We start from the raw sequence: 20982 nt of genomic DNA on the forward strand, positions 1-20982 counted from the left end.
GCGGGGGAACTGATCGCGGACGCAGAACGGCCCCGGTGGATCTCTCCACCGGGGCCGTCAGGTACTGCTGGGTTCAGCTGGCGCGGGTACGCCGGCCGCGGAGCACGTCGAGGCGCTCGGCGAGCACCTCTTCGAGGTCCTCCACCGAACGGCGCTCGAGCAGCATGTCCCAGTGGGTGCGCGGGGGCTTGACCTTCTTGGGCGCCGGCTCGGCGCCGCCGACCAGCTTGGCCGCGGAGCCGTCGAACTTGCACTCCCAGGTGTCGGGGAGCTCGGCGTCGTCGGCGAAGGGCACCGTGAACAGGTGACCCGACGGGCACCGGTACTCGGCGTACTGCCGGTCGATCGGCGCGGTGTTCCGCTCGGTCTCGTAGCTGACGCTGCCCAATCGGCTGCCGCGCAGGGAACGCTCGCCCATGGCACACCGTCCTCTCGTTCGTGGTGTCGGTCGCGACTCGATGTCCGGCGACGGGGGCATACCCACGAACCGGGGAGTCACAGAGATGAACGACAGAAAACGCGGAAGGATTCCGCCGAATCAGTTGTCCATCATCGCATGGGGTCAGAACGGCGGGCGCGGTGCCCCCCGGAGGGGTGAGCGCACGGCTCAGGGGAGGGCGAGCTGCCCCGGCCCGGCCGGCGTGGGGCCGAGCTCGCCGCGCACGTAGTGCCGCCGGCACAGCACCTGGTAGCGGACGACGGGGGAGTCGGTGGGCTGCCCGGGCAGCCCGGCGGGCACGGTGTCCGCCACCACGACGGTCTCCCCGGAGCGGACCATCGCACCGTCCACGACCCGGGCGTTCAGCAGCCCGGGCAGGCCGCACCAGCAGAGCACCTCGACCTGGACGCGCTGCACGTCGTCGGCGAGCTCCAGCAGCCGCTGGGTGCCGGGGAAGAGGCGGGTGCGGAAGTCGGTCGTCAGGCCGAACGCGTAGACGTCCACGTGCCAGTCGTCGACGAGGCCGGCGAGCTGGTCGACCTGCGGGCCGGTGAGGAACTGGGCCTCGTCGGCGATCAGGTAGTCGACCCGGGACCCGCCGGCCCAGCGGTCCCGCACGAGCGCGCGGAGGTCGGTGGCGGCGTCCACCTCGGTCGCCTCCCGGGCCAGGCCCACCCGTGAGCTGATCCGCGGGGCCGCGGACCGGTCGCCCTGGGTGATCAGGAGGCCGTGGCGGCCCTGCCGGCGCTGGTTGTGGTCGACCTGCAGCGCCAGGGTCGACTTCCCGCAGTCCATCGGCCCGTGGAAGAAGTGCAGGTGGGCCGGCGCCGGGTGGCGACGACGGTCACCGGAGGCGGGTACGGACGACAGCCCGGGGACGACGGGGGAGAGGTCGGGATCGAGGGTCACAGGCGTTCCGGAGGCGTGTTGCCGGCGGCGAGGACCGCGCGCCGCATCGGGAGGGCGGCCAGGGCGACGAAGCCGCCCACGAAGAAGATCACCAGGCTGACGATGGCCAGCCGGTAGGAGCCGGTGAGCTGGTAGGTCAGCCCGAAGGCCAGGGGACCCAGCCAGCTGGTCCCGCGGTCGCTGATCTCGTAGAAGCCGTAGTACTCGGCCTCCTTGCCCGCCGGGATGAGCTGGCTGAACAGCGACCGGGAGAGCGCCTGGGTGCCGCCCTGCACGAGGCCGATGACCGCGGCCAGGGCGTAGAACTGCGCGACCGCGCCGGTCTGCAGGAAGAAGGCCGCGAACAGCACGCCGATCCAGGCCACCAGCGCGCCCAGCACGACCCGCTTGGCCCCGTATCGGCCGGCCATCCGGCCCAGTCCCAGGGCCCCGAAGACGGCCACCACCTGGACCATGAGGATCGCGCCGGTCAGCACGTCCTGCGCCAGGTCGAGCTCCTCGGTGGCGTACGTCGCCGACAAGGAGATGACCGTCTGCACGCCGTCGTTGAACAGCAGGTAGGCCCCGAGGAACCACAGCGTCAGCGGGAAGGCCCGCATCTCCCGGAACGTCGTGGCGAGCTGGCGGAAGCTGCTTCCCGAACGCACCGCGGAGGCCGCCACCGGGCGGTTGCGCAGCCGGGACACCGAGAACAGCGTGAACGCGCCCCACCACAGGCCCGCGGTGGCCAGGCAGATGCGCACCGCCTCGCCGGTGGTCAGGCCGAGGTCCTCAGCGGCCACGACGAGGCCGAGGTGGACGGCGAGCAGCAGCGCCCCGCCGACGTAGCCGAACGCCCAGCCCTTGCTGGAGACGGCGTCGCGCTCGTCGGGGCCGGCCAGGTCGGGCAGCCACGAGTAGTACACGACCGTCGCCGCGCCGAAGCTGATGTTGGCCAGGACGAACAGGACGGCGCCCAGGAGCCACCGGCCGTCACCGGCGAAGAACAGCGCGGTGGTCGCGATCGCCCCCAGGATCGCGAAACCGGCGAGCATCTCCCGCTTGCGGCCGGTGCGGTCGGCGACGGCGCCGGTCAGGGGGAGCACGAGTACCTGCAGGACGACCGAGGCCGAGAGCACGTAGGAGAACCAGCTGCCGGCCGCGATCGACAGGCCGAGGAAGGAGAGCCGCTCGTCGGGACCGGCGGCGTCCCGCGCGATGGCGGTCAGGTACGGGCCGAGGAAGACGGTCGTCACCGAGGTGTTGAAGACCGACATGGCCCAGTCGTAGGAGTACCAGCCGAAGCGCTCCCGCTTGAGCGCAGGATCGGCCGGGGGCAGCTGGGGCCCGACGCCCGCAGCGGGCGCGTTCGTCGTCACCGGCGCAGGCTGCCAGCCGCCGCACGGCCGGTCCAGCACCGGACCGTGCCCGTCACGGAATGTCCCCGGGAACCACACCACCGGGGTACGCGGCGACGACGGTGGTCGGCCGGGTGGGGTCGAGGAAGGCCGGCCGGTCGCGCTCGGCGGCGCGCAGGGGGACCAGCCCCCGGGTGATGGCCGCGGCGATCCGGTAGCGGGCCCGGTTGGCGTCACCGACGCGGCCCATCCGCAGGTCGTCGAGCCGCACCGGCGGGCCGACGTGCACCCGCAGGGCCGGGCGGCGCACCACCGCGCGGGCGGCGGTGCGCAGCTTGCCCCAGTCGTTGCCGTACTGCAGCACCTCGTGCGCCCCCCACTGGCTGACCGGGAGGACCGGGACGCCGAGGCCGAGGGCCAGGCGGGCCATGCCGGTACGGCCCCGCTCGGGCCAGCCGTCGGCGGTCAGCCCCACCCGGCCCTCCGGGTAGGCGACGACGTGCCCGCCGGAGACGAGGGCGACCTCGGTGACCCGCACCGCGTGCCTGGCCAGCTCCGTGCCGCGCTCCACCCGGATCGCTCCGGCCCGCTCCAGCAGCGGGCCGGCCACCGGGGCGGACAGGATGCCCCCGGTGGCCATGATGCGGGGGACCACGCCCGCCCGGTGGAGGGCGACGGCCACGACGACCGGGTCGAAGTCGCCGATGTGGTTGGCGGCCAGCAGCAGCGGACCGTCCCGCAGCTCCTCCGGGATGCCGCCGGTGACCTCGACCCGCCCGAAGAGGCCCACCAGCCAGGAGAAGTTGCGCAGCAGGAACCGCCAGACCCACCAGGGCGGGGCGGCCGCGATCGCCAGCTCGCGGGCGAACCACTCCGGGTCCTCGGGCCGGAGGAGCTGTGCGAGGTCCTCCGGCAGCGCCGGCGGGCGGGGATGCCACGTGCGGAGCCGGGCGCGCAGCCGTGCGCCCCGGCTCATCGGGGGTACCACTGGCCGCGCTTCTCCAGGAGCTCGCGCATCATCGCCGGGCGGTCGGTCATGATGCCGTCGACCCCCAGGTCCAGCATGCGGGTGGCCTCCGCCTCGGTGTCGACGGTCCAGACGTGCACCTGCAGCCCGCGCGCGTGGGCGGCGGCGAGGAAGCGCTCGTCGACCAGCGCGCGACCGCCCAGCTGCAGCGGCACCTGGGCGCACCCGGCCTGGATCCGGACCAGCCCGGCCGCCTTGGGCGAGTAGGACGACAGCCGCAGGGCGGCCACGCCGCGGGGCCCCAGGGAGGTGCACACCGACGGGCCGAACAGCCGGCGGGCCGCGGCGATGCGGGCGTCGGAGAAGGAGCCGAGGCAGATGCGGTCCTCGACGCCCAGGCGCCGGACCGTGCGCACCAGCGGGGCCAGCACGCCGGCGGCCTTGATGTCGAGGTTGAACCGCACGTCGGGCCACGCGCCCAGGAGATCCTCCAGGCGCAGGACCGGCTCCCGACCCCCGATGCGGGCCTGCGACACCTCCGACCACGGCAGGCTCTCCACCCGTCCGGTGCGGTCGGTGACGCGCTCCAGGGTGGCGTCGTGGAACACGGCCAGGACGCCGTCGGCGGTGACGCGGACGTCGGTCTCCAGGTAGCGGTAGCCGAGGTCCACGCACGCCTGGAAGGCGGGCATCGTGTTCTCGAGGTGCTCGATCGCACCGCCGCGGTGCGCCATGGCCAACGGGGTCGGCCCGTCGAGGAAGGCGTGATGCACGGCGGGCACGGCGCCCACGCTAGTGCCCGGGGCGGCGGGGCCCGGCGACGGCCCGGAGGCTCCCTCGGCCACCCGCGTCAGCCGGTCCGGACGGCGTCGGCCATGCGGCGCACGATCGTCGTCAGGACCGGCCGCGGGGTGGCGAAGTTGAGCCGGACGTGGCCGGTCCCGGGGGCACCGCACTCCGGCCCGTCGACCAGGGCGACCCCCGCGCGGTCGAGGAAGAACTCTCCGGACGACACCGGCAGGCCCAGCGCGCGGCAGTCCAGCCAGGCGAGGTAGGTGCCCTCGGGCGGGGTCCAGCGCACGTCGGGCAGGTGCTCGGCCAGCAGTGCGGCCAGGTGCGCCCGGTTCCCGTCCAGGTACGCGAGGACGCCGTCCAGCCAGTCGCCGCCGGCGTCGTAGGCCGCCGTGCCGGCCAGCACTCCGGGGGTGGAGGCGCCGTGGGTGTGCAGCCAGCCCACCCGCTCCCACGCCGCGGCGTCCTCGGGGTTGCCGAGGATCAGCTGGGCGGCCTTGAGGCCGGGCAGATTCCAGGCCTTCGAGGCCGACGTCGCGGTCACGGCGTGCCCGGCGGTGACCGGGGAGAGGGACGCGTACGGGCGGTGCACCGCACCGGGGAGCACCAGGGGCGCGTGGATCTCGTCGGAGAAGACCCGGGCCCCGGCGGCGTCCACCACCGCCGCCAGGTCCAGCTGCTCCTCGGCGGTGAACACGCGCCCGGTCGGGTTGTGCGGGTTGACGTGGACGAGCAGCCGCGCGCCGCCGTCGAACGCACGGGCGATCCCGTCCAGGTCGTAGCCGGCCCGGCCGTTCCGCTCGACCATGGGCACCTCGACGAGCTCTCGGCCGAGCAGCCCCGGCACGGCCCGGAACGGCATGTAGGCCGGGGTGGGCAGCACCACGGCGCTGCCGGGGGGCGTGAAGCGCTCGATGGCGACCTGCAGGCCGGCGACGACGTCGGCCAGCGGCGTGATCCGCTCGGCGGGCACCTCCCAGCCGTACCGGCGCCGCTGCCAGTCCGCGCAGGCGCGGGCCATGTCGGCGGCCGCCTCCGGGGTGAGGTAGCCCAGCCGGCCGTGCTCCACCGCCTCGTGCAGGGCCGCGGTGACGGCCGGGGCGGTGCCGACGTCCATCTCGGCGACGAACGCGCCGATGGCCGGGCCGTACCGCGTCCACTTCAGGCTGCCCGCACCGCGCAGGGCCTCCTCCGACACCCGGTCGAACGAGGCGGCGTCGAACGCGGCCGCACCGGCGCCCACGGGTCCTCCGTCCTCGGCCCGCTCGGTCATGGCGTCCTCTCCGTCCCCGGTGTCCGGCACGGTGGCTTCCTGGCGTGTTCGGCGGACGCTGTCACCCCGGGCGTCTACCGTGCGCAGGCGTGGCACAACGACACGCGGCCGGCAGCACGGCAGAGCTCCCCGTGACGGCGTCCCCGAACCGGGGGAGCGAGGAGCCGCGTCGCTGCGGCTGGTGCCGCCGGGTGCTGCCCTCGCAGGGGTCGGTCGGCCGACCTCGGCTGTACTGCGGCCAGGCGTGCCGGCAGCGCGCCTACGAGCAGCGGTCGGCGACCGCCAAGGCCGGGCTGCCCGGTGACGTCGTCCTCGTCTCGCGCAACGAGCTCGACGGGCTGCAGGACCGGCTCTACCAGTTGCGCTGCGCCCTGGAGGACGCGCAGACGCTGCTGGCCGAGAAGCCGACCAAGGCGGAGCTCGAACGCCAGCTGGCCGAGCTGATCCGCTCCACCGGCCGCCTGGACCGACTCTGGGTCACCGAGCGCTCGGGCTGACCGCCGGCTCAGTCCGGGTCCTGGGTGTCGCCGTCGTCGCCCGCGTCCTCCGGCTCCGGATTGCTGTTGTCCGGCAGGTTCTCCCGGTCGGCCTCCTCCGGCTCCAGCTCGTCCACCTCTTCGTCCGTGGTGCCGTCGTTCTGGTCCTGACCGGCCGCCTGGCACCCGGTCATCGTGGCGCCACCCCCGAACAGCGCCAGGGCGGTGACGAGGGCGGCGATCGGACGTCGGATCTGCATGACCCGACCCTACGAAGACCCGGCCGTTCGTGCCCGTCGAGGCGGCCTACCCAGGTGGATTACGTCACCGTGACGGAATCAACCCGGGGTAGGTGGACCGGGAGGGGGGACGTCGAGCGATCGCCGGACCGTCCGGAGGGCGCCGGCGACATGGATCGGCACGGCCGACCTGCAGGCTTCATGATCATCTCCGGAGGACGGGCACGTCGCGGGGGAGTCGACGGGACAGCCCGGCCGGGTCGCGTCGGTGCGCGGGCCAGGCAGTCGCCGAGGCGGCACGGCCCGGTCCGAGGGCGACCAGGAGCACCACGGCGACGCGGCGACGGGCGACCGGGTCGCCGCAGCGCCGCCCAGGGCAACGCGACGGTCAGGAGCGGGCGCCCGACGAGTGCACGGCGGGCAGGATCATCCCGATCGACACCCCTTCCGACCACTCGGACGCTGCGCCGATAATGCACATTATGTCAACTAGTCGGAGCGACCCCGCCCGCTCCGGCCGGACATCGCTCCCCGCCACCGATCCGCGTCTCACCGATCCGCATTGCACGATCCGCATCGCACGATCCGCGTGTCGCCCCGCGGGCTCGCCGACGCCGGCGACTGCTCCGCACCGACCCGTGTCGTCGGCCCGCCGCCGACGGTCCGAGGCGCCGGTCCCTCGCGGCCACCCTGTCACCACGCGGGCGCCGCCCAGGACGACGACCCGGGACACCTCCGGAATCCGGACAGGCCGACCCCGACCCGGCCCGGTCCTCGCCCGTAGTTCCGTCACAGTGACGCATCCGGCGATGAGTTGCCGGCCGGACGCCGGTCATCGTCTGCGAACCTCCCGGAAGGAGCGACCGTGCCCACCGTCTCACCGATCATCGCCACCCCCGACCTCGACCGGCTCACCGCCTTCTACACCGGGCTGCTCGGCGCCACGGTCGCGGAGCGCTACCCGGACGACGGACCGACGTTCTTCGTCGGCCTGCGGATCGGCGACTCGCACCTGGGCCTCGTGGCGAACGGCGAGGTCTCCCCGGGCACGCCGACCCGCGTGGTGCTCAGCATCGAGGTGCCCGACGTCGACGCCCTCCTCCCCCGCGTTCCCGGGCTCGGCGGCGACGCCGGCGCGGGCAGCAACGACATGCCGTGGGGCCAGCGCGTGGCGCACGTCGCCGATCCGGATGGCAACGCGCTCAACCTGACCCAGCAGCTGTGACGGACCGGGGTGGCCGCCCCTGGAGCGACGGCCACCCCGGCTCAGGCGATCTCGCTGCGCTGCACCCGGATCCACCCGGCCACCAGGGGGACGACCAGCCAGAGCAGCGTCGACGTGCCGACCTGCGCCCACCCCTCCCCCTGGAGGTCACCGCTGTACATCGGGCCGGTCGTCGTCGTCAGGTCCCACCAGTCACGGAGCCAGTCCAGCGACGCCACGGTGCTCACCAGCACGGTGAACGCCGTCGGCAGCGCGAAGTAGACGACGATCGCCAGCGGCGAGCTCAGCAGCAGCAGACCGAACGCGACACCGACGAGGACCACCAGCACCTGGGCCAGCGCGGTCTGGGCCACCTGGGCCGGCTCCAGGGACCACGAGGCCGGGTCGGCGGTGAGCACCGGGGTCAGCGCCACCGCCAGGACGCCGGACAGGAGGGTGGCGACGACGCCCAGCCCCCCGAGGACCACGGCCGCGAGCAGTTTGGCCAGGAGGACGCGGGACCGCTGCGGAACCAGGGCGAAGGTGCTCAGCGCGGTCCGCTGCGACCACTCGCTGGTGACCAGCAGGATGCCCAGGACCGGCAGCAGCAGGGCCACCGGCAGCTGGGCGACGGCGACGTACTCCGACAGCGCCTTGTCCGGCGGGTCGGCGAAGAACAGGATCAGGGCCGGCGCGGCCAGCGCCAGCACGCCGAGGCTCACGAGCAGCCAGAAGCCGGCCCGGGTGTCGGCGGACTTGCGCAGCTCGACCCGCACCAGGGTGCCCAGCCCCGGGGCCGGGACGTCGGGCAGCCGGTCGGCGGCGGGCAGGGTGGGCGCGGTCATGCGCGGGCCTCCTGGAGGTGCGGAACGGCGGGGTCGCCGCCCTGGGTGAGGGTGCGGAACAGCTCTTCCAGCCCGGCGCCGGAGGCGGCACGCAGCTCGAGGAGCGGCACGCCGGCACGGGCGGCGGCCAGGCCGACGGCCTCCGCGTCGGTGCCGGCCAGCAGCGCACCGTCGTCGGCCGGCTCCGCGGCGATCCCGGCCGCGACGAGGGCCCGGCCGAGGGCCGCGCCGTCGCGGGCGCGCACCACCGTGCCGGTGCCGGCCAGCAGCTCGTCCTTGCCGGCGGCGGCCACCACCCGCCCGGCGGCGATGACGACCAGCCGGTCGGCGACCGCCTCCACCTCGTGCAGCAGGTGCGAGGACAGGAGCACGGTGCCGCCGCGGTCGGCGAAGCCGCTCAGCAGCCCGCGCATCCAGCGGATGCCGTCGGGATCGAGGCCGTTGGCCGGCTCGTCCAGCACCAGGACCTGGGGATCCCCGAGCAGGGCGGCGGCGATGCCGAGCCGCTGCCGCATGCCGAGGGAGTAGTTGCCGACCCGCTTGCCGGCGGCCGGGCCGGCCAGGCCCACCTGCTCGAGCACGTCGTCCACCCGCTTCCGCGGCACGCCGAGGACCATCGCCGCCAGTGCGAGGGTCTCCCGGCCGGTGCGTCCGGCGTGCTGGGCGCCGGCGTCGAGCAGCACGCCCACGTGCCGCCCGGCGTTGGGCAGGTCGCGGTAGCGGCGACCCGCGATCGTGGCGGTCCCGCTGGTCGGTTCGGCCAGCCCGCACAGCACCCGCATGGTGGTGCTCTTGCCGGCGCCGTTGGGACCCAGGAACCCGGTGACCGTGCCGGGCGGGCAGGAGAAGGAGACATCGGAGACGGCGAGCTGGCTGCCGTACCTCCGGGTGAGGTGCTCGATGGTGATCACGAGCCCACCCTGTCCGCGCGCGCCGCCTCCCCGCGTCCGCCGCCGGTCGGCACCGGTGCGACTTCGGTCGGTCCCTCCCGGGAGGGACGTCGACCTTCGTCGGTGCCGGAACCGCGCCTCCCGCCACTAGCCTGGGCCGGTGCGCACGGCGATCGGCGAGGCAGCGCCCCGCCCCACGGGCGTGGACCACCCCTCGTTCGTGCCGGCCCTCCTGCTGGCCGACTCCCTCTCCCCCGGTACCGGCGAGCACCACCGGGTGCGCCGCTCGGTGCGGGACTGGGTCGTCGACGTCTCGCTGTTCCTGATCGCCGTCGTGGCCGGCCTGCTGGCCTTCGCCGAGGCCGCCGACCGTGCCGAGCCGCCCCCCGACGGACTGCTCCTGCTCGACCTGGTCGCCGGCTCGCTGGCCTGCCTGCTGCTCTGGGGCCGGCGGCGCTGGCCTCTGGCGATCGCCCTGGTGCTGGTCGTACCGGGCGCGTTCTCGGACATGGCCGGCTTCGCCGTGCTGATCTCGCTGTTCACCGTGGCCGTGCACCGCACGTGGCAGCCGGTGGCCGCGGTGACGGCCGCGAACCTGGCCTCCTTCGCCGTGTACCTGCAGCTGCGCCCCGATCCGGAGCTCCCCACCGCGGCGTTCGCGGCGATCGGCGTCGTCGCGACCGCCGCCGTGGTCGCGTCCGGGATGTTCGTGCGCGCCCGGCGCCAGCTCGTCGTGTCGCTGCGCGACCGGGCCGTGCGGGCCGAGAACGAGCAGCGGCTGCGGGTGGAGCAGGCGCAGCAGCTGGAGCGCACCCGGATCGCCCGCGAGATGCACCACGTCCTGGCGCACCGCCTCTCCCTGCTGAGCATGCACGCCGGCGCGCTGGAGTTCCGGCCCGACGCCCCGGCGGCGGAGGTGGCCGCGGCGGCGGGGGTGGTCCGGGCGAGCGCCCGGCAGGCCCTGGAGGACCTGCGCGAGGTGATCGGGGTGCTGCGCGCCGCCGCCGGACCGGGTGCGGTCGAGCGGCCCCAGCCGACCCTGGGTGACCTGCCCTCCCTGGTCGAGGAGGTCCGCGGGGCCGGGCTGCGGGTGCGGGCCCGGTACGCCGTGCCCGACCTGGCGTCGGTGCCTGCCTCCACCGGGCGCGCGGCGTACCGGGTCGTCCAGGAGGCGCTGACCAACGTCCGCAAGCACGCGCCGGGAGCGGTCGCCGACGTCGTGGTCGAGGGCGCGGCGGGCAGCGGCCTGACCGTGGAGGTGCGCAACCCGCTGCCCACCGGCGCCGAGCCCGCGGGCGAGCTGCCCGGCAGCGGCACGGGCCTGGTCGGCGTTCTCGAGCGGGTCAGCCTGGCCGGCGGGACGCTGGAGCACGGCTGGACCCCCGGGGGCGAGTTCCGCCTGCGCGCCCGGCTGCCGTGGCCGATCCCGGCGAGGACCGCATGAGCGGTGACGCCGCGCCCGGCGACGTCCGGGTGCTCGTGGTCGACGACGACCCGCTCGTCCGCGCGGCGCTGGCGATGGTCCTCGGCGGCGCCCCCGGTCTCGCCCTGGTCGGCGAGGCGACCGACGGCGACGAGGTGCCCGCGGTCGTGGCCGCGGCCGCGCCGGACGTCGTCCTCATGGACATCCGGATGGCGCGCGTGGACGGGCTGTCGGCCACGGAGCGGTTGCAGGCCGGCGGCGACGGGCCGCAGGTCATCGTGCTGACCACCTTCGACGCCGACGACCACGTCCTGAGCGCGCTCCGGGCGGGGGCCAGCGGCTTCCTGCTCAAGGACACCCCGCCGGCCGCGATCGTCGAGGCGATCCGCCGGGTCGCGGACGGTGAACCGATGCTCTCCCCCACCGTGACCCGCCGGCTGATGGCCCACGTCGCGGGTACGGCGGCGTCCCGGGACGACACCGGGGACCGGGCCCGGACCCTCCTGTCGCGGTTGAGCGAACGGGAGCACGAGGTGGCGCTGGCGGTCGGTCGGGGCCTGCCCAACGCCGACATCGCCGCCGAGCTCTACATGAGCGTGGCGACGGTCAAGGCGCACGTCTCCCGGCTGCTCACCAAGCTGGACGCGACGAACCGGGTGCAGGTGGCGCTGGTCGTGCACGACGCCGGAGTGGTCTGATCCGCCCGCTCCGACGCCCACGCGTGACGTCCGGCCGGCACGGGTAGCGGGCTCCCCATGACGACGGAGCGCCCCGACACCGACGAACGCGACGAGCCGGGCGGTACCCCCTCCCCCGGCCCGGCCGACCTGATCGACCGGCCGGCGACCCCCGGCGACGACGGGACGGGCGCCGTCCCCGGGGCCTACGCGGCCGACGACGCCGAGAAGGAACGCGGCAAGGACGTCAAGCCGGGCAACTGAGCACCGGTCAGCGGCCGGACACCGCGACCCGCAGGCCCAGCGCCACCAGGACGGAGCCGCTGACCGCCTCCAGCCGGGTGCGGATCCGAGGACGGCGGAACCACGCCCCGGCCCGGGCGACCCCCGCGGCCAGCGCGAGGTAGAGCCCGGTCTCGATGCTGATCTGCAGCAACCCCAGCAGGGCGGTCGTGGCGAACACGGGCCCGTCGGCCGGCACGAACTGCGGATAGAAGGCGATCATGAAGACGGCCGCCTTCGGGTTGGCCAGCTGCACCACCAGGCCCTCACCGAACGCCGCCCACCACGACCTCCGGCCCGGCACGGCGGGCACGGTCGGCACCCGGCCAGGCTCCCGGCGCCCCCGCCACGCCGCCAGCAGCGCACGGACGCCGAGGGCCAGCAGCACGGCCGCGCCGACGACGCGGAGCACCAGGTAGGCCACCTCCGACGCGGCCACCAGGGCAGCGAGACCGGCGCCGGCGAACAGCGCCCAGAGGTAGATCCCGGCCTCCAGCCCCAGGACGGTCGGCACCGAGGCCCGCAACCCGCGCAGTGCGGCCCGCCGGAAGATCAGCGCCATCGCCGGCCCGGGCGAGGCGGAGATGAGCAGCACCGCCAGCAGGAAGGCCGGCAGCGACACCGCGAGGTCCACGGCGGGAATGGTGGCACTCCCCTCCGCCGCCGTCGACCCGCCCACCTCCCCGCCGCACCCAGGTGCGTGCGGTTGACTCGCCGGTGTGGAGGCAGTCGGCCGGTTCTGGGACGAGGTCACGGCGGTCACGCCCGACCTGCGGACGGAGCTGCTGCTCCTCGCCGCCGGCATGGCGGCGGTGCTGGTCCTCTCCCCCGTGCTGTGGCAGCGGGCCCGGCACGTGGTGACCATCGCGCACGAAGGCGCCCACGGCGTCGTCGCCCTCGCCGCCGGCCGCCGGCTGGCGGGCATCCGGCTGCACTCGGACACCTCGGGGCTGACCGTCTCGGCGGGCCGGCCGACCGGGCTCGGCATGGTGCTCACCTGCGCCGCCGGCTACACCGGGCCGGCGCTGTTCGGCCTGGGCTCCGCGGCGTTGCTGGCCGCGGGGCACGCGATCGGGCTGCTGTGGGCGCTGCTGGCCCTGCTCCTCGTGCAGATCCGCAACTGGTACGGGCTCCGGTCGGTCCTCGTCACCGGCGCCGTCGTCTTCGCCGCCACCTGGTGGCTGCCGCCCGAGGGTCAGGCGGTCTTCGCCGCCGTGGCCACCTGGTTCCTGCTCCTGGCCGCCCCGAAGACGGTGTGGGAGCTGCAGGCCAAGCGGCGCCGCCGCGGGGCGCCGGACTCCGACGCCGACCAGCTGGCCCGCCTCACCCCGTTCCCGGCGTTGCTCTGGGTCGGCGTCTTCCTGCTGGTCGACGTCGGCGCGCTCCTCCTCGGCGCCCGCTGGCTGCTCACCTGAGGACGGCGGAGTCCTCCGCCGACGCATGCCGCTCGGGCCGCACTCCCGGCCGGGACCGGCGACGGGGTTCGCAGCCGACCGGCTGACGGACCGGGTCGGGCTGCGGCGCCGGCGGGATCGCCAGCACCAGGTCGCGGTGGTCGACGGTCACCTGCCGGCCGTGGTGCCGGATGTCGAGCGGTTCGCCGTCCTCCAGCCGGTAGGTGGCGTTCTCGTGCGTGACGGTCACCGTCAGCTTCCGGCCGCGGTAGACCACCCGGAACCGCATCCGGGTGATCCGCTCGGGCAGCCGGGGTCCGAAGGTCAGCTCCCCGTTGTGGTCCCGCATCCCCCCGAACCCGGCGACGGCGACGGTCCAGCCCCCGGCCAGCGACGCGATGTGCAGCCCGTGCCCGGAGTTGTGGTGCAGGTTCTGCAGGTCGGTGAGCGCCGCCTCGGCCCAGTAGTCGTAGGCCAGCTGCAGGTGCCCGGTCTCCGCGGCCACCACGGCCTGCTGGCTGGCCGACAGCGAGGAGTCCCGCGTCGTCCGCGCCTCGTAGTAGGCGAAGTTCGCGATCTTCTCCTCGAGGGTGAACGCGTCCCCGCGCAGGTGCAGCGCCATGACCAGGTCCGCCTGCTTCACCACCTGCTTCCGGTAGATCTCGAAGTAGGGGTAGTGCAGCAGCAGGGGGTAGTTCTCCTTCGGCGTGCCGGCGAAGTCCCACTCCTCGTGGTGGGTGAACGCGTCGGACTGCATGTGCACGCCGCGCTGGGTGTCGTAGGGCACCGCCATCAGCGAGGCGGCCCGCAGCCAGACGTCGACCTCTTCGGGAGCGACGTCCAGCCGCCCGGCCACGTCGGGCTGGCGCTTCACCGCCTCGGCGGCCTCCCGCAGGTTCCGCTGCGCCATCAGGTTCGTGTAGACGTTGTTGTCCACCACCGCCGTGTACTCGTCCGGACCGGTGACCCCGTCGATGCGGAACCCGTGCTCGGCGTCGAAGTGCCCCAGCGACGCCCACAGCCGGGCGGTCTCGATCAGCAGCTCGGCACCGAAGTCGCGGTCGAAGTCCTCGTCCAGGGTGGCGTTGTGGTAGCGGACCACGGCGTCGGCGATGTCGGCGTTGATGTGGAAGGCCGCCGTCCCCGCCGGCCAGTAGCCCGAGGTCTCCTCGCCGCGGATGGTCCGCCACGGGAAGGCGGCACCCCTGCGCCCCAGTTCGCGGGCCCGCTCGCGGGCGAGGTCCAGCGTCGAGTGCCGCCACCGCAGCGCGTCGCGCACGGCGTGCGGCGCGGTGTAGGTCAGCACCGGCAGCACGTAGGTCTCGGTGTCCCAGAACGTGTGCCCGTCGTAGCCGGGTCCGGTCAGCCCCTTCGCGGGGATCGGCTGCCGCTCGGCCCGCAGCCCGGCCTGCAGGACGTGGAACATGCCGACGCGCACCGCCTGCTGCAGCTCGTCGTCGCCCTCGATCTCGACGTCGGCCTCGTCCCAGTGCTGGTCCAGCACGTCCCGCTGCTCGCGGGCCAGGCGGTCCCAGCCGGCCAGCTTTGCGGTGGCCAGCGCGGCCTCCACCTGATCCCGGAGGGCCGCGCTGGACCGGCGGGAGGACCAGCCGTAGGCGAGGAACTTGACCAGCCGCAGGCTGCCGCCCTGCGGGATCCGGGCGGCCAGGGTGTAGCGGGCCAGGTCCGCGGAGGCCTCGATGTCCTCGGTGCTGCTGTCGGGGATCTCGATGAGGTGGTCCATCCCCGCCGCCAGGCGCAGCCGGCTGCGCCGGGTCTGGTGCACCAGCACGGCCCGCCGTCCCCGGCCCACGGCGAGCTCGGAGCGCAGCGGCTTGGCCAGCGCGGCGGCCGCCCGCGGGTCGTCGTCCTCGGTGGGTACGTCCTCGTTGGCCAGCAGGTCCGACTGCAGCGCGACGTAGAGGTCGCCGAGGTCGTCGGTCAGCTCCACCTTGTACTCGATCGCGGCGATCGAGCGCCGGGCCAGCGACACCAGCCGCGTGCTGGTGACGCGGACCGTGCGACCGCCCGGCGACCGCCACTCCGTCGACCGGCGCAGCACACCCGCCCGCAGGTCGAGCGTCCGCGTGTGGTCGATGATCTCGCCGTACTCGAGGTCCAGCGGTGAGTCCTTCACCAGCAGCCGGATCAGCTTGCCGTCGGTGACGTTGACCATCGTCTGGCCCTGCTCCGGGAAGCCGTAGCCGGCCTCCGCGTAGGGCAGCGGCCGCTCCTCGAAGAAGCCGTTGAGGTACGTGCCGGGGACGACGACCGGCTCGCCCTCCTCGAACGAGCCGCGCATCCCGATGTGGCCGTTGGTCAGGGCGAAGACGGACTCGTGCACACCGAGCGAGGCGTGGTCGAGTCCGACCTCGGTCAGCGACCAGGGCTCGATCGGGAAGGTGGCGCGTCCCTCCGTCACGAGGACTCCCCCATCAGCTGCTCCAGGTCGGGGACCACGACGTCGGCACCGGCGGCGCGCAGCGCCTCCGCCTGCCCGACCCGGTCCACCCCGACCACGAAGCCGAAGTCCCCGGCCCGGCCGGCCTCGACCCCGGAGATGGCGTCCTCGAAGACGACGGCCTCCCGCGGCTCGAGCCCGAGCAGGCGCGCCCCCGCCAGGAACGTGTCCGGTGCGGGCTTGCCACGCAGCCCGTCCCGCGCGGCGACCAGGCCGTCCACGCGGACGTCGATCAGCCCGGCGAACCCACCGGCGGCGATCACCTTCTCCCCGTTGGCCGAGGCGGTCACCACGGCCGTGGGCATCCCGGCCTCCTTCACCGCCCGCAGGTAGCGGACCGAGCCCGGGTAGACCTCCACCCCGTGCTCGTCCAGCTCCCGCAGCACCATGTCGTTCTTGCGCGTCGCGATGGCCTGCACCGTCTCCGCCTCGAACGGGTCCCCCGGCGTGCCCTCGGGCAGCACGATCCCGCGGCTGGCGAGGAACCCGCGGACGCCGTCGGCCCGGTGCCGGCCGTCGACGTGGTCGTTGTAGTCCAGCTGGCTGAACTCGGGCTGGCCGGGTTCGTAGCGCTGGAGGAACTCGTCGAACGTGCGCTTCCAGGCGGCGAAGTGGACCGTCGCCGTCCGGGTGAGCACGCCGTCGAGGTCGAAGAGGCAGCCGCGGACGGAGTCCGGGAGGCCGAGGGGTCCGGGAGCTGGCACGACGGCGACGGTACCGGCGCGAGAGCGCGGCCACGTGTCATGCGGGCGGCAGTCGCGTATCGGATCGTGTCCACCGTCGGGCAGCGGAGTGCCGCCCCCCTGCCTAGGGTCGACCAGGGGGCGCTCCTGCACCACCCGTCGCTCCCCTCCCGTTCCTCCCGAGCCCGTCCGAGAAGAGGAGAGCCCGCGATGGCCGACCGACCCCTGTCCTATGACCCGTACGCGCACTTGCCACAGGTCCCGGACTTCACCGTCACCAGCACCGACTGCGCCGACGGCGACGTCCTCCCCACCCCGCACGTCAGCGGCGTGATGGGCGCCGGCGGCGAGGACCGCTCCCCCCAGCTCAGCTGGTCCGGGTTCCCCGAGGGCACCCGGAGCTTCGCCGTCACCGTGTACGACCCGGACGCCCCGACGGCCAGCGGGTTCTGGCACTGGGCGGTCGCGAACATCCCCGCCTCGGTGACCGACCTGCCCGGCGGAGCCGGCGACAAGGACGCCCCCCGGCTCCCCGAGGGCGCGCTCCAGCTGCGCAACGACGCCGGCTTCCCCGGCTACGTCGGTGCGGCACCACCGGCGGGGCACGGCCCGCACCGGTACTTCGTCGTGGTGCACGCCGTGGACACCGACGCCCTCGACGTCGACGCGGACACCACGCCCGCCGTCCTGGGGTTCAACCTCTTCTTCCACACGCTGGCCCGGGCCACGATGATCGTGACCTTCGAGGAACGCTGAGCGCGGTCGGTTGCTCACGATGGAGCAGCGCCACACCTGATTTCCGTGAAAGCTGAATCATCTGCCGGTTCCCGGGGCATGGCATCCCCATGCCGGCGGCCGGTCCACGCACGCGACGCGAGGGGCGGCGCGCCGTGCTCGTGGTCGTCCTGCTCGCGTCGGTGCTCCTCCTGGCTGACGGCCGGGCGGTCGCCGGCGAACCGCACGCCGCCGAGCTGGTGCCGCGGGTGACGGCGGCCTATCCCCCGGTCGGCACGCTCGCCGTCGCGGTCGCCCGGCAGCAGGTGCCCGGGTCCGGGCTGTCGCTGCGGGCGGCGGAGGCGCGGGCGGCACGGGTGGCGGCCGCCGCGGCCGGGAACGCCGCGGCCGGCCGCTCCTTCCCGACGGCCTCCATGGTCAAGCTGTTCGTGGCCGAGGACGTCCTGCACCGGGCCCGCACCGGACGGCTCGTCCTCCGACCCGACGATCCCGCCCTGCTCGAGGACATGATCCGCCGGTCCGACGACCCGGCCGCCTCGACGCTGTGGGTGCGCTACGACGGAGCCCGGATGGTGGTCGACGTCGCCCGCCGCTACGGGCTCGAGGGCACCGCTCCCCCGGACGTCCCCGGCCAGTGGGGGCAGGCGCTGACCACCGCGCAGGACCTCGCCCGGTTCCTGTCGCTGCTGCCGGTGGTGGCCCATCCCGACGACGCGGCCTCGATACTGGCCTGGATGCGGGCCGCGACGCCGCTGGCCGCGGACGGTTTCGACCAGCGGTTCGGGCTGTTCGGGACCGCACCCTCCGGGACGGCGGTGAAGCAGGGCTGGATGTGCTGCGTGGGCGGCAGCCGGCACCTGCACTCGGTGGGCGTGATCGGGTCACGCGTGGTGGTGCTGCTGAGCGAGGTGCCGCGCAGCACCGGCTACGCCGCCGCCCGGGCCGCGCTCACCTCCGCGGCGGCGGCGATCCCGCCCCCGCCTCCCTGAGGCGCATCCCAGCAGCGCGTCGGCCGAGGCGGATCTCAGCAGGGCGGGCGCAGGTCGGCCACCGCCGAGGTGGCCAGGCGGGCGAACCCCACCCGCTCGTAGACCCGGGCGACGTCGTCGTCGCCGGCGGCGAGGAAGACCATGTCGGCCGTCTCGGTCGCGTGCGCGACCAGGGCCGACGCCACGCCCGCCCCGACGCCGCGACCGCGCAGCCGCGGGTGGGTCGCCACGCCGACGACCTCGCTGACCTCCGTGCCACCGATGTCGACCGGCTGGTGCGTGCCGACCGCGACCGGCTCGCCGTGGTCCACCGCCACCATCATCACGGTGCGGCCGGAGGCGATGCGCTCGCGCAGCACCTCGGTGCGCGCGCGGGCCTCGTCGGAGGAGTCCAGGGGGACGTCGCCGACGTCGGCCGGGCCGCCCGGGTGGGCGAAGGCCGTGGCCGCCACCAGCTGGTACCGGGCCAGCTCCGGGTCGTCGGCACCGACGACGTAGAGGCGCAGCCCCACGGGCAGCAGCAGCTCCACCGGGTCGACGGCGACCAGCAGCGGCAGCTCCTCGACCGTCAGCCCGGCCGCCCGGGCGGCGGCGGTGGTCTCCGGGGAGCGTTCCGGCACCCACTCCAGCGCGGCGGGCAGCCCGGACTCCTCCTGCAGGGCCACCGTCGCGCGCACGTCGTCGGCGGTCACCGGACCGGCCCCCGCGCGGGGGTGAGCGGGATAGGGCCAGGCCGGGTCGCCGATCGGCACGTCGAGGCCGCCCACGGAGCGGATCCGCGCGTCCGGGAGCGGGGCGGCGGCGACGTAGCGCTCGATGCACTCGAGCAGCCCCGGGCGGGTGGGCACACGCGCACCCTAGACGCGCGCCGGCACCGCGTCCGCTCCGTCCCCCCTCGCGGTGCCGCTCTCCCACCCGGGCGGGTGACCCGGACGTTCGCCACCGGACGCCCGGACGGCACGATGGGCCCCGTGACGGTCGGTGCACGCGGCTCCATCTCGCCCTACGCGGTCTTCGACCGCGCGTCGTGGCGAGCCCTGGCCGCGGGGTCACGGCTGCCGCTGGACGAGGCCGAGCTCCGCGAGCTGGCCACGCTCGGCGACCGGATCGACCTGGACGAGGTGGCCACGGTCTACCTGCCGCTGGCCGAGCTGCTGGACCTGCACGTGACCGCCAGCCAGCGGCTCTGGGCCGCCCAGAGCGACTTCCTGGGCAACAGCACGGCCAAGGTGCCGTTCGTCATCGCCGTCGCCGGCAGCGTCGCGGTCGGCAAGAGCACGACGTCCCGCCTGCTGCAGCGCCTCCTGGCCGCCGCCCCCGGCTCCCCCCGCGTCGACCTGGTCACCACCGACGGCTTCCTGCACCCCAACGCGGTGCTGGAGTCCCGTGGCCTGCTGGGCCGCAAGGGCTTCCCGGAGAGCTACGACCGCCGGGCACTGGTCCGGTTCCTGGCCGACGTGAAGTCCGGCCGCGAGGAGGTCTCCGCCCCGGTCTACGACCACCAGTCCTACGACGTCGTCCCCGGCGCCCGGCAGGTGGTGGACCGGCCCGACGTCCTGGTGCTCGAGGGGCTCAACGTCCTGCAGGCCGGTGGCCGGGCCGACGGGACGGCGCCCCCCGTGTTCCTCTCCGACTTCTTCGACTTCTCCGTCTACGTCGACGCGGCCGAGGCCGACATCCAGCGGTGGTACGTCGAGCGGTTCCTGGCGCTGCGGCGCACGGCGTTCCGGGACACCACGGCGTACTTCCACCGCTTCGCCGACCTCACCGACGACCAGGCCCGGGAGACGGCCCTGGGCATCTGGTCGGCGGTCAACGGCCCCAACCTGCGCACCAACATCGCCCCCACCCGTTCGCGGGCACGGCTGGTGCTGCAGAAGGCCGCCGACCACTCCGTGCGGCGGGTGCTGCTCCGCAAGCTCTGACCGCGGCGCCGGCGGACGCGCCGCCGACCTGCGCGTTCGCACCCGGGCGTCGGAGGCGTTGGCACTACCTGCCGACTCCTTGGAGTGATTCGGTGACCCAGCTCACGCCCGGCGGCTTCAGTCGGGGCGCACACTTGCCGAATCCAGTGACTAGACGAACACGGTGCGTAGTTCCGGGCCGTGTCGTGGATGCCGAACGAAGAGAGACCGCCATGTGCCACCACGTAACGCCCTGCCCCGACGCCGCGAGCGAGGCACGTGACCTCGCGGCCGTGGTCCGGAGCCGCCCCGAGCAGGGGTGGAGCCTGCTGTGCAACGGCGTCGTGCTCTTCGACGACGACGGCGAACTGCTCCCCGACGGCCAGGCCGTCCCGGACCACCACGTCTGGCTGGCTCCCGAGCTCGCCCAGGCCTGATCAGGGACCCCTGCGGGCCCGGGACGGTGCCTCACGAGGTGGCTTCGCGCGCGACCCGTTCCAGCCGGTCGCGGTAGCCGGTCCACCAGGCCCGGTCGACGGCGGGCAGGTTGTCCCCGCCCGCGCGCAGCCCGGCCGCCCCGTCGATGAGCTCCCGCACGATGTCGGCGTGACCGACGTGCCGGTCGGTCTCCGCGATGACGTGCACCAGCACCCGGTGCAGGGTCACCTGCGCGCGCTCCCCGTCCCACCACGGCACCCGGCCCGGGGCGTCCAGCGGCAGGTCCTCGACCGTCGCGTCCGCGTGCCGCCACGCCCGGCGGTAGAGGGCCACGACGTCCTCGCGGGACTCCTGGGCCGTCGCCCACATGTCCCAGTTGGGCCGGCTGCCGTCGTCGGCGACCCATGGTCCGGCCTCGTCCGCCGGACGGCCGAAGGTCTCGCCGAAGTAGCCCAGTTCGACGTACGCCAGGTGCTTGACCAGCCCCAGCAGGTTCGTGCCCGTCGGGGTCATCGGCCGCCGGACGCCGTACTCGTCGAGGCCGTGCAGCTTCCAGAGCAGGGCGTCCCGCCCCACCTGCAGGTACCGCTGGAGGTCCGCCTTGACGGTCTGCTCGCTCATGGCC

24 protein-coding genes are annotated in these 20982 nt (G+C 74.7%); 10 read left to right on the forward strand and 14 right to left on the reverse strand.

The annotated features are described in order from the left end of the window. Positions 1 to 73: 73 nt before the first annotated feature. The 6 genes from BM142_RS17135 to BM142_RS17160 form a co-directional block, all read right to left on the reverse strand. Entirely contained in the window at positions 74 to 418 is a 345-nt protein-coding gene (locus BM142_RS17135; protein WP_089336610.1) for an RNA polymerase-binding protein RbpA, read from the reverse strand. A gap of 189 nt (positions 419 to 607) precedes the next feature. Continuing rightward, entirely contained in the window at positions 608 to 1348 is a 741-nt protein-coding gene (locus BM142_RS17140) for a thymidine kinase (protein ID WP_092201444.1), read from the reverse strand. Next, positions 1345 to 2706 carry an MFS transporter gene (locus tag BM142_RS17145; protein ID WP_092201572.1) on the reverse strand — a complete coding sequence of 454 codons (1362 nt, stop codon included), beginning with the start codon at positions 2704 to 2706 and terminating at the stop codon, positions 1345 to 1347. Before BM142_RS17145 ends, BM142_RS17140 begins: the two co-directional genes overlap by 4 nt. Before the next feature lie 52 nt (positions 2707 to 2758). After that, a complete protein-coding gene (locus BM142_RS17150) occupies positions 2759 to 3661 on the reverse strand; it encodes a lysophospholipid acyltransferase family protein (protein WP_092201446.1) in 903 nt (300 codons plus the stop codon). Next, entirely contained in the window at positions 3658 to 4434 is a 777-nt protein-coding gene (locus BM142_RS17155) for a glycerophosphodiester phosphodiesterase family protein (protein WP_254791034.1), read from the reverse strand. The genes BM142_RS17150 and BM142_RS17155 overlap by 4 nt, the downstream gene beginning before the upstream one ends. Before the next feature lie 68 nt (positions 4435 to 4502). Beyond that, entirely contained in the window at positions 4503 to 5717 is a 1215-nt protein-coding gene (locus BM142_RS17160) for a MalY/PatB family protein (protein ID WP_092201576.1), read from the reverse strand. A gap of 89 nt (positions 5718 to 5806) precedes the next feature. On the opposite strand from BM142_RS17160, the gene BM142_RS17165 reads away from it, so the two are divergent. Beyond that, positions 5807 to 6214: a hypothetical protein gene (locus tag BM142_RS17165; RefSeq protein ID WP_254791035.1), complete on the forward strand. Its 408-nt coding sequence runs from the start codon at positions 5807 to 5809 to the stop codon at positions 6212 to 6214. Positions 6215 to 6222: 8 nt separating this feature from the next. On the opposite strand, the gene BM142_RS17170 is transcribed toward BM142_RS17165, so the two are convergent. Then, entirely contained in the window at positions 6223 to 6453 is a 231-nt protein-coding gene (locus BM142_RS17170; protein WP_092201450.1) for a hypothetical protein, read from the reverse strand. Between the two features lie 844 nt (positions 6454 to 7297). On the opposite strand from BM142_RS17170, the gene BM142_RS17175 reads away from it, so the two are divergent. Beyond that, positions 7298 to 7657 carry a VOC family protein gene (locus BM142_RS17175; RefSeq protein WP_092201452.1) on the forward strand — a complete coding sequence of 120 codons (360 nt, stop codon included), beginning with the start codon at positions 7298 to 7300 and terminating at the stop codon, positions 7655 to 7657. A gap of 41 nt (positions 7658 to 7698) precedes the next feature. On the opposite strand, the gene BM142_RS24635 is transcribed toward BM142_RS17175, so the two are convergent. Together BM142_RS24635 and BM142_RS17185 are read right to left on the reverse strand one after the other, a co-directional pair. Next, positions 7699 to 8481: a hypothetical protein gene (locus BM142_RS24635; protein WP_092201454.1), complete on the reverse strand. Its 783-nt coding sequence runs from the start codon at positions 8479 to 8481 to the stop codon at positions 7699 to 7701. Next, complete coding sequence (locus tag BM142_RS17185) at positions 8478 to 9392, reverse strand: ATP-binding cassette domain-containing protein (RefSeq protein WP_092201456.1); 915 nt, start codon at positions 9390 to 9392, stop codon at positions 8478 to 8480. Before BM142_RS17185 ends, BM142_RS24635 begins: the two co-directional genes overlap by 4 nt. A 139-nt stretch (positions 9393 to 9531) precedes the next feature. Between BM142_RS17185 and BM142_RS17190 the strand changes: the two genes are divergently transcribed. The 3 genes from BM142_RS17190 to BM142_RS17200 are packed head-to-tail and all read left to right on the forward strand — an operon-like array spanning position 9532 to position 11735. Beyond that, positions 9532 to 10815 (forward strand): sensor histidine kinase, encoded by a 1284-nt coding sequence (locus BM142_RS17190; protein WP_217640767.1) that lies wholly within the window; start codon positions 9532 to 9534, stop codon positions 10813 to 10815. After that, entirely contained in the window at positions 10812 to 11492 is a 681-nt protein-coding gene (locus BM142_RS17195) for a response regulator (protein WP_092201580.1), read from the forward strand. Before BM142_RS17190 ends, BM142_RS17195 begins: the two co-directional genes overlap by 4 nt. Before the next feature lie 57 nt (positions 11493 to 11549). After that, entirely contained in the window at positions 11550 to 11735 is a 186-nt protein-coding gene (locus tag BM142_RS17200; RefSeq protein ID WP_092201458.1) for a hypothetical protein, read from the forward strand. 7 nt (positions 11736 to 11742) lie between these two features. Here BM142_RS17200 and BM142_RS17205 read toward each other — a convergent pair whose 3' ends face one another. Continuing rightward, the gene (locus BM142_RS17205; protein ID WP_092201460.1) at positions 11743 to 12387 is read right to left on the reverse strand and encodes a LysE family translocator; all 645 of its coding nucleotides are present in this window, start codon (positions 12385 to 12387) and stop codon (positions 11743 to 11745) included. Between the two features lie 85 nt (positions 12388 to 12472). Between BM142_RS17205 and BM142_RS17210 the strand changes: the two genes are divergently transcribed. After that, positions 12473 to 13168: a M50 family metallopeptidase gene (locus BM142_RS17210; RefSeq protein ID WP_217640768.1), complete on the forward strand. Its 696-nt coding sequence runs from the start codon at positions 12473 to 12475 to the stop codon at positions 13166 to 13168. Here BM142_RS17210 and BM142_RS17215 read toward each other — a convergent pair. Together BM142_RS17215 and BM142_RS17220 are read right to left on the reverse strand one after the other, a co-directional pair. Then, entirely contained in the window at positions 13161 to 15569 is a 2409-nt protein-coding gene (locus BM142_RS17215) for a glycoside hydrolase family 65 protein (protein ID WP_092201462.1), read from the reverse strand. The genes BM142_RS17210 and BM142_RS17215 overlap by 8 nt on opposite strands. Beyond that, the gene (locus BM142_RS17220; RefSeq protein ID WP_092201464.1) at positions 15566 to 16312 is read right to left on the reverse strand and encodes an HAD family hydrolase; all 747 of its coding nucleotides are present in this window, start codon (positions 16310 to 16312) and stop codon (positions 15566 to 15568) included. The genes BM142_RS17215 and BM142_RS17220 overlap by 4 nt, the downstream gene beginning before the upstream one ends. A gap of 189 nt (positions 16313 to 16501) precedes the next feature. Between BM142_RS17220 and BM142_RS17225 the strand changes: the two genes are divergently transcribed. Together BM142_RS17225 and BM142_RS17230 are read left to right on the forward strand one after the other, a co-directional pair. Next, positions 16502 to 17047, forward strand: a complete 546-nt coding sequence (locus BM142_RS17225) for a YbhB/YbcL family Raf kinase inhibitor-like protein (RefSeq protein ID WP_092201465.1) — start codon at positions 16502 to 16504, stop codon at positions 17045 to 17047. A 134-nt stretch (positions 17048 to 17181) separates the two neighbouring features. Beyond that, positions 17182 to 18015 (forward strand): class A beta-lactamase-related serine hydrolase, encoded by an 834-nt coding sequence (locus tag BM142_RS17230; RefSeq protein ID WP_254791036.1) that lies wholly within the window; start codon positions 17182 to 17184, stop codon positions 18013 to 18015. A gap of 35 nt (positions 18016 to 18050) precedes the next feature. On the opposite strand, the gene BM142_RS17235 is transcribed toward BM142_RS17230, so the two are convergent. Further along, positions 18051 to 18863 carry a GNAT family N-acetyltransferase gene (locus tag BM142_RS17235; protein ID WP_092201469.1) on the reverse strand — a complete coding sequence of 271 codons (813 nt, stop codon included), beginning with the start codon at positions 18861 to 18863 and terminating at the stop codon, positions 18051 to 18053. 114 nt (positions 18864 to 18977) lie between these two features. Here BM142_RS17235 and coaA point away from each other — a divergent pair, with 114 nt between their 5' ends. Then, positions 18978 to 19940 carry a type I pantothenate kinase gene (gene coaA / locus BM142_RS17240; protein ID WP_092201584.1) on the forward strand — a complete coding sequence of 321 codons (963 nt, stop codon included), beginning with the start codon at positions 18978 to 18980 and terminating at the stop codon, positions 19938 to 19940. A gap of 212 nt (positions 19941 to 20152) precedes the next feature. Further along, positions 20153 to 20356 (forward strand): DUF5999 family protein, encoded by a 204-nt coding sequence (locus BM142_RS24255; protein WP_139228916.1) that lies wholly within the window; start codon positions 20153 to 20155, stop codon positions 20354 to 20356. Between the two features lie 31 nt (positions 20357 to 20387). Here BM142_RS24255 and BM142_RS17245 read toward each other — a convergent pair whose 3' ends face one another. Continuing rightward, positions 20388 to 20978, reverse strand: coding sequence for a DinB family protein (locus BM142_RS17245; RefSeq protein ID WP_092201586.1), 591 nt, complete (start codon positions 20976 to 20978; stop codon positions 20388 to 20390). Positions 20979 to 20982: the final 4 nt, after the last annotated feature.

It is taken from the genome of Blastococcus tunisiensis (assembly GCF_900112815.1).
Taxonomy (GTDB): domain Bacteria; phylum Actinomycetota; class Actinomycetes; order Mycobacteriales; family Geodermatophilaceae; genus Blastococcus_B; species Blastococcus_B tunisiensis.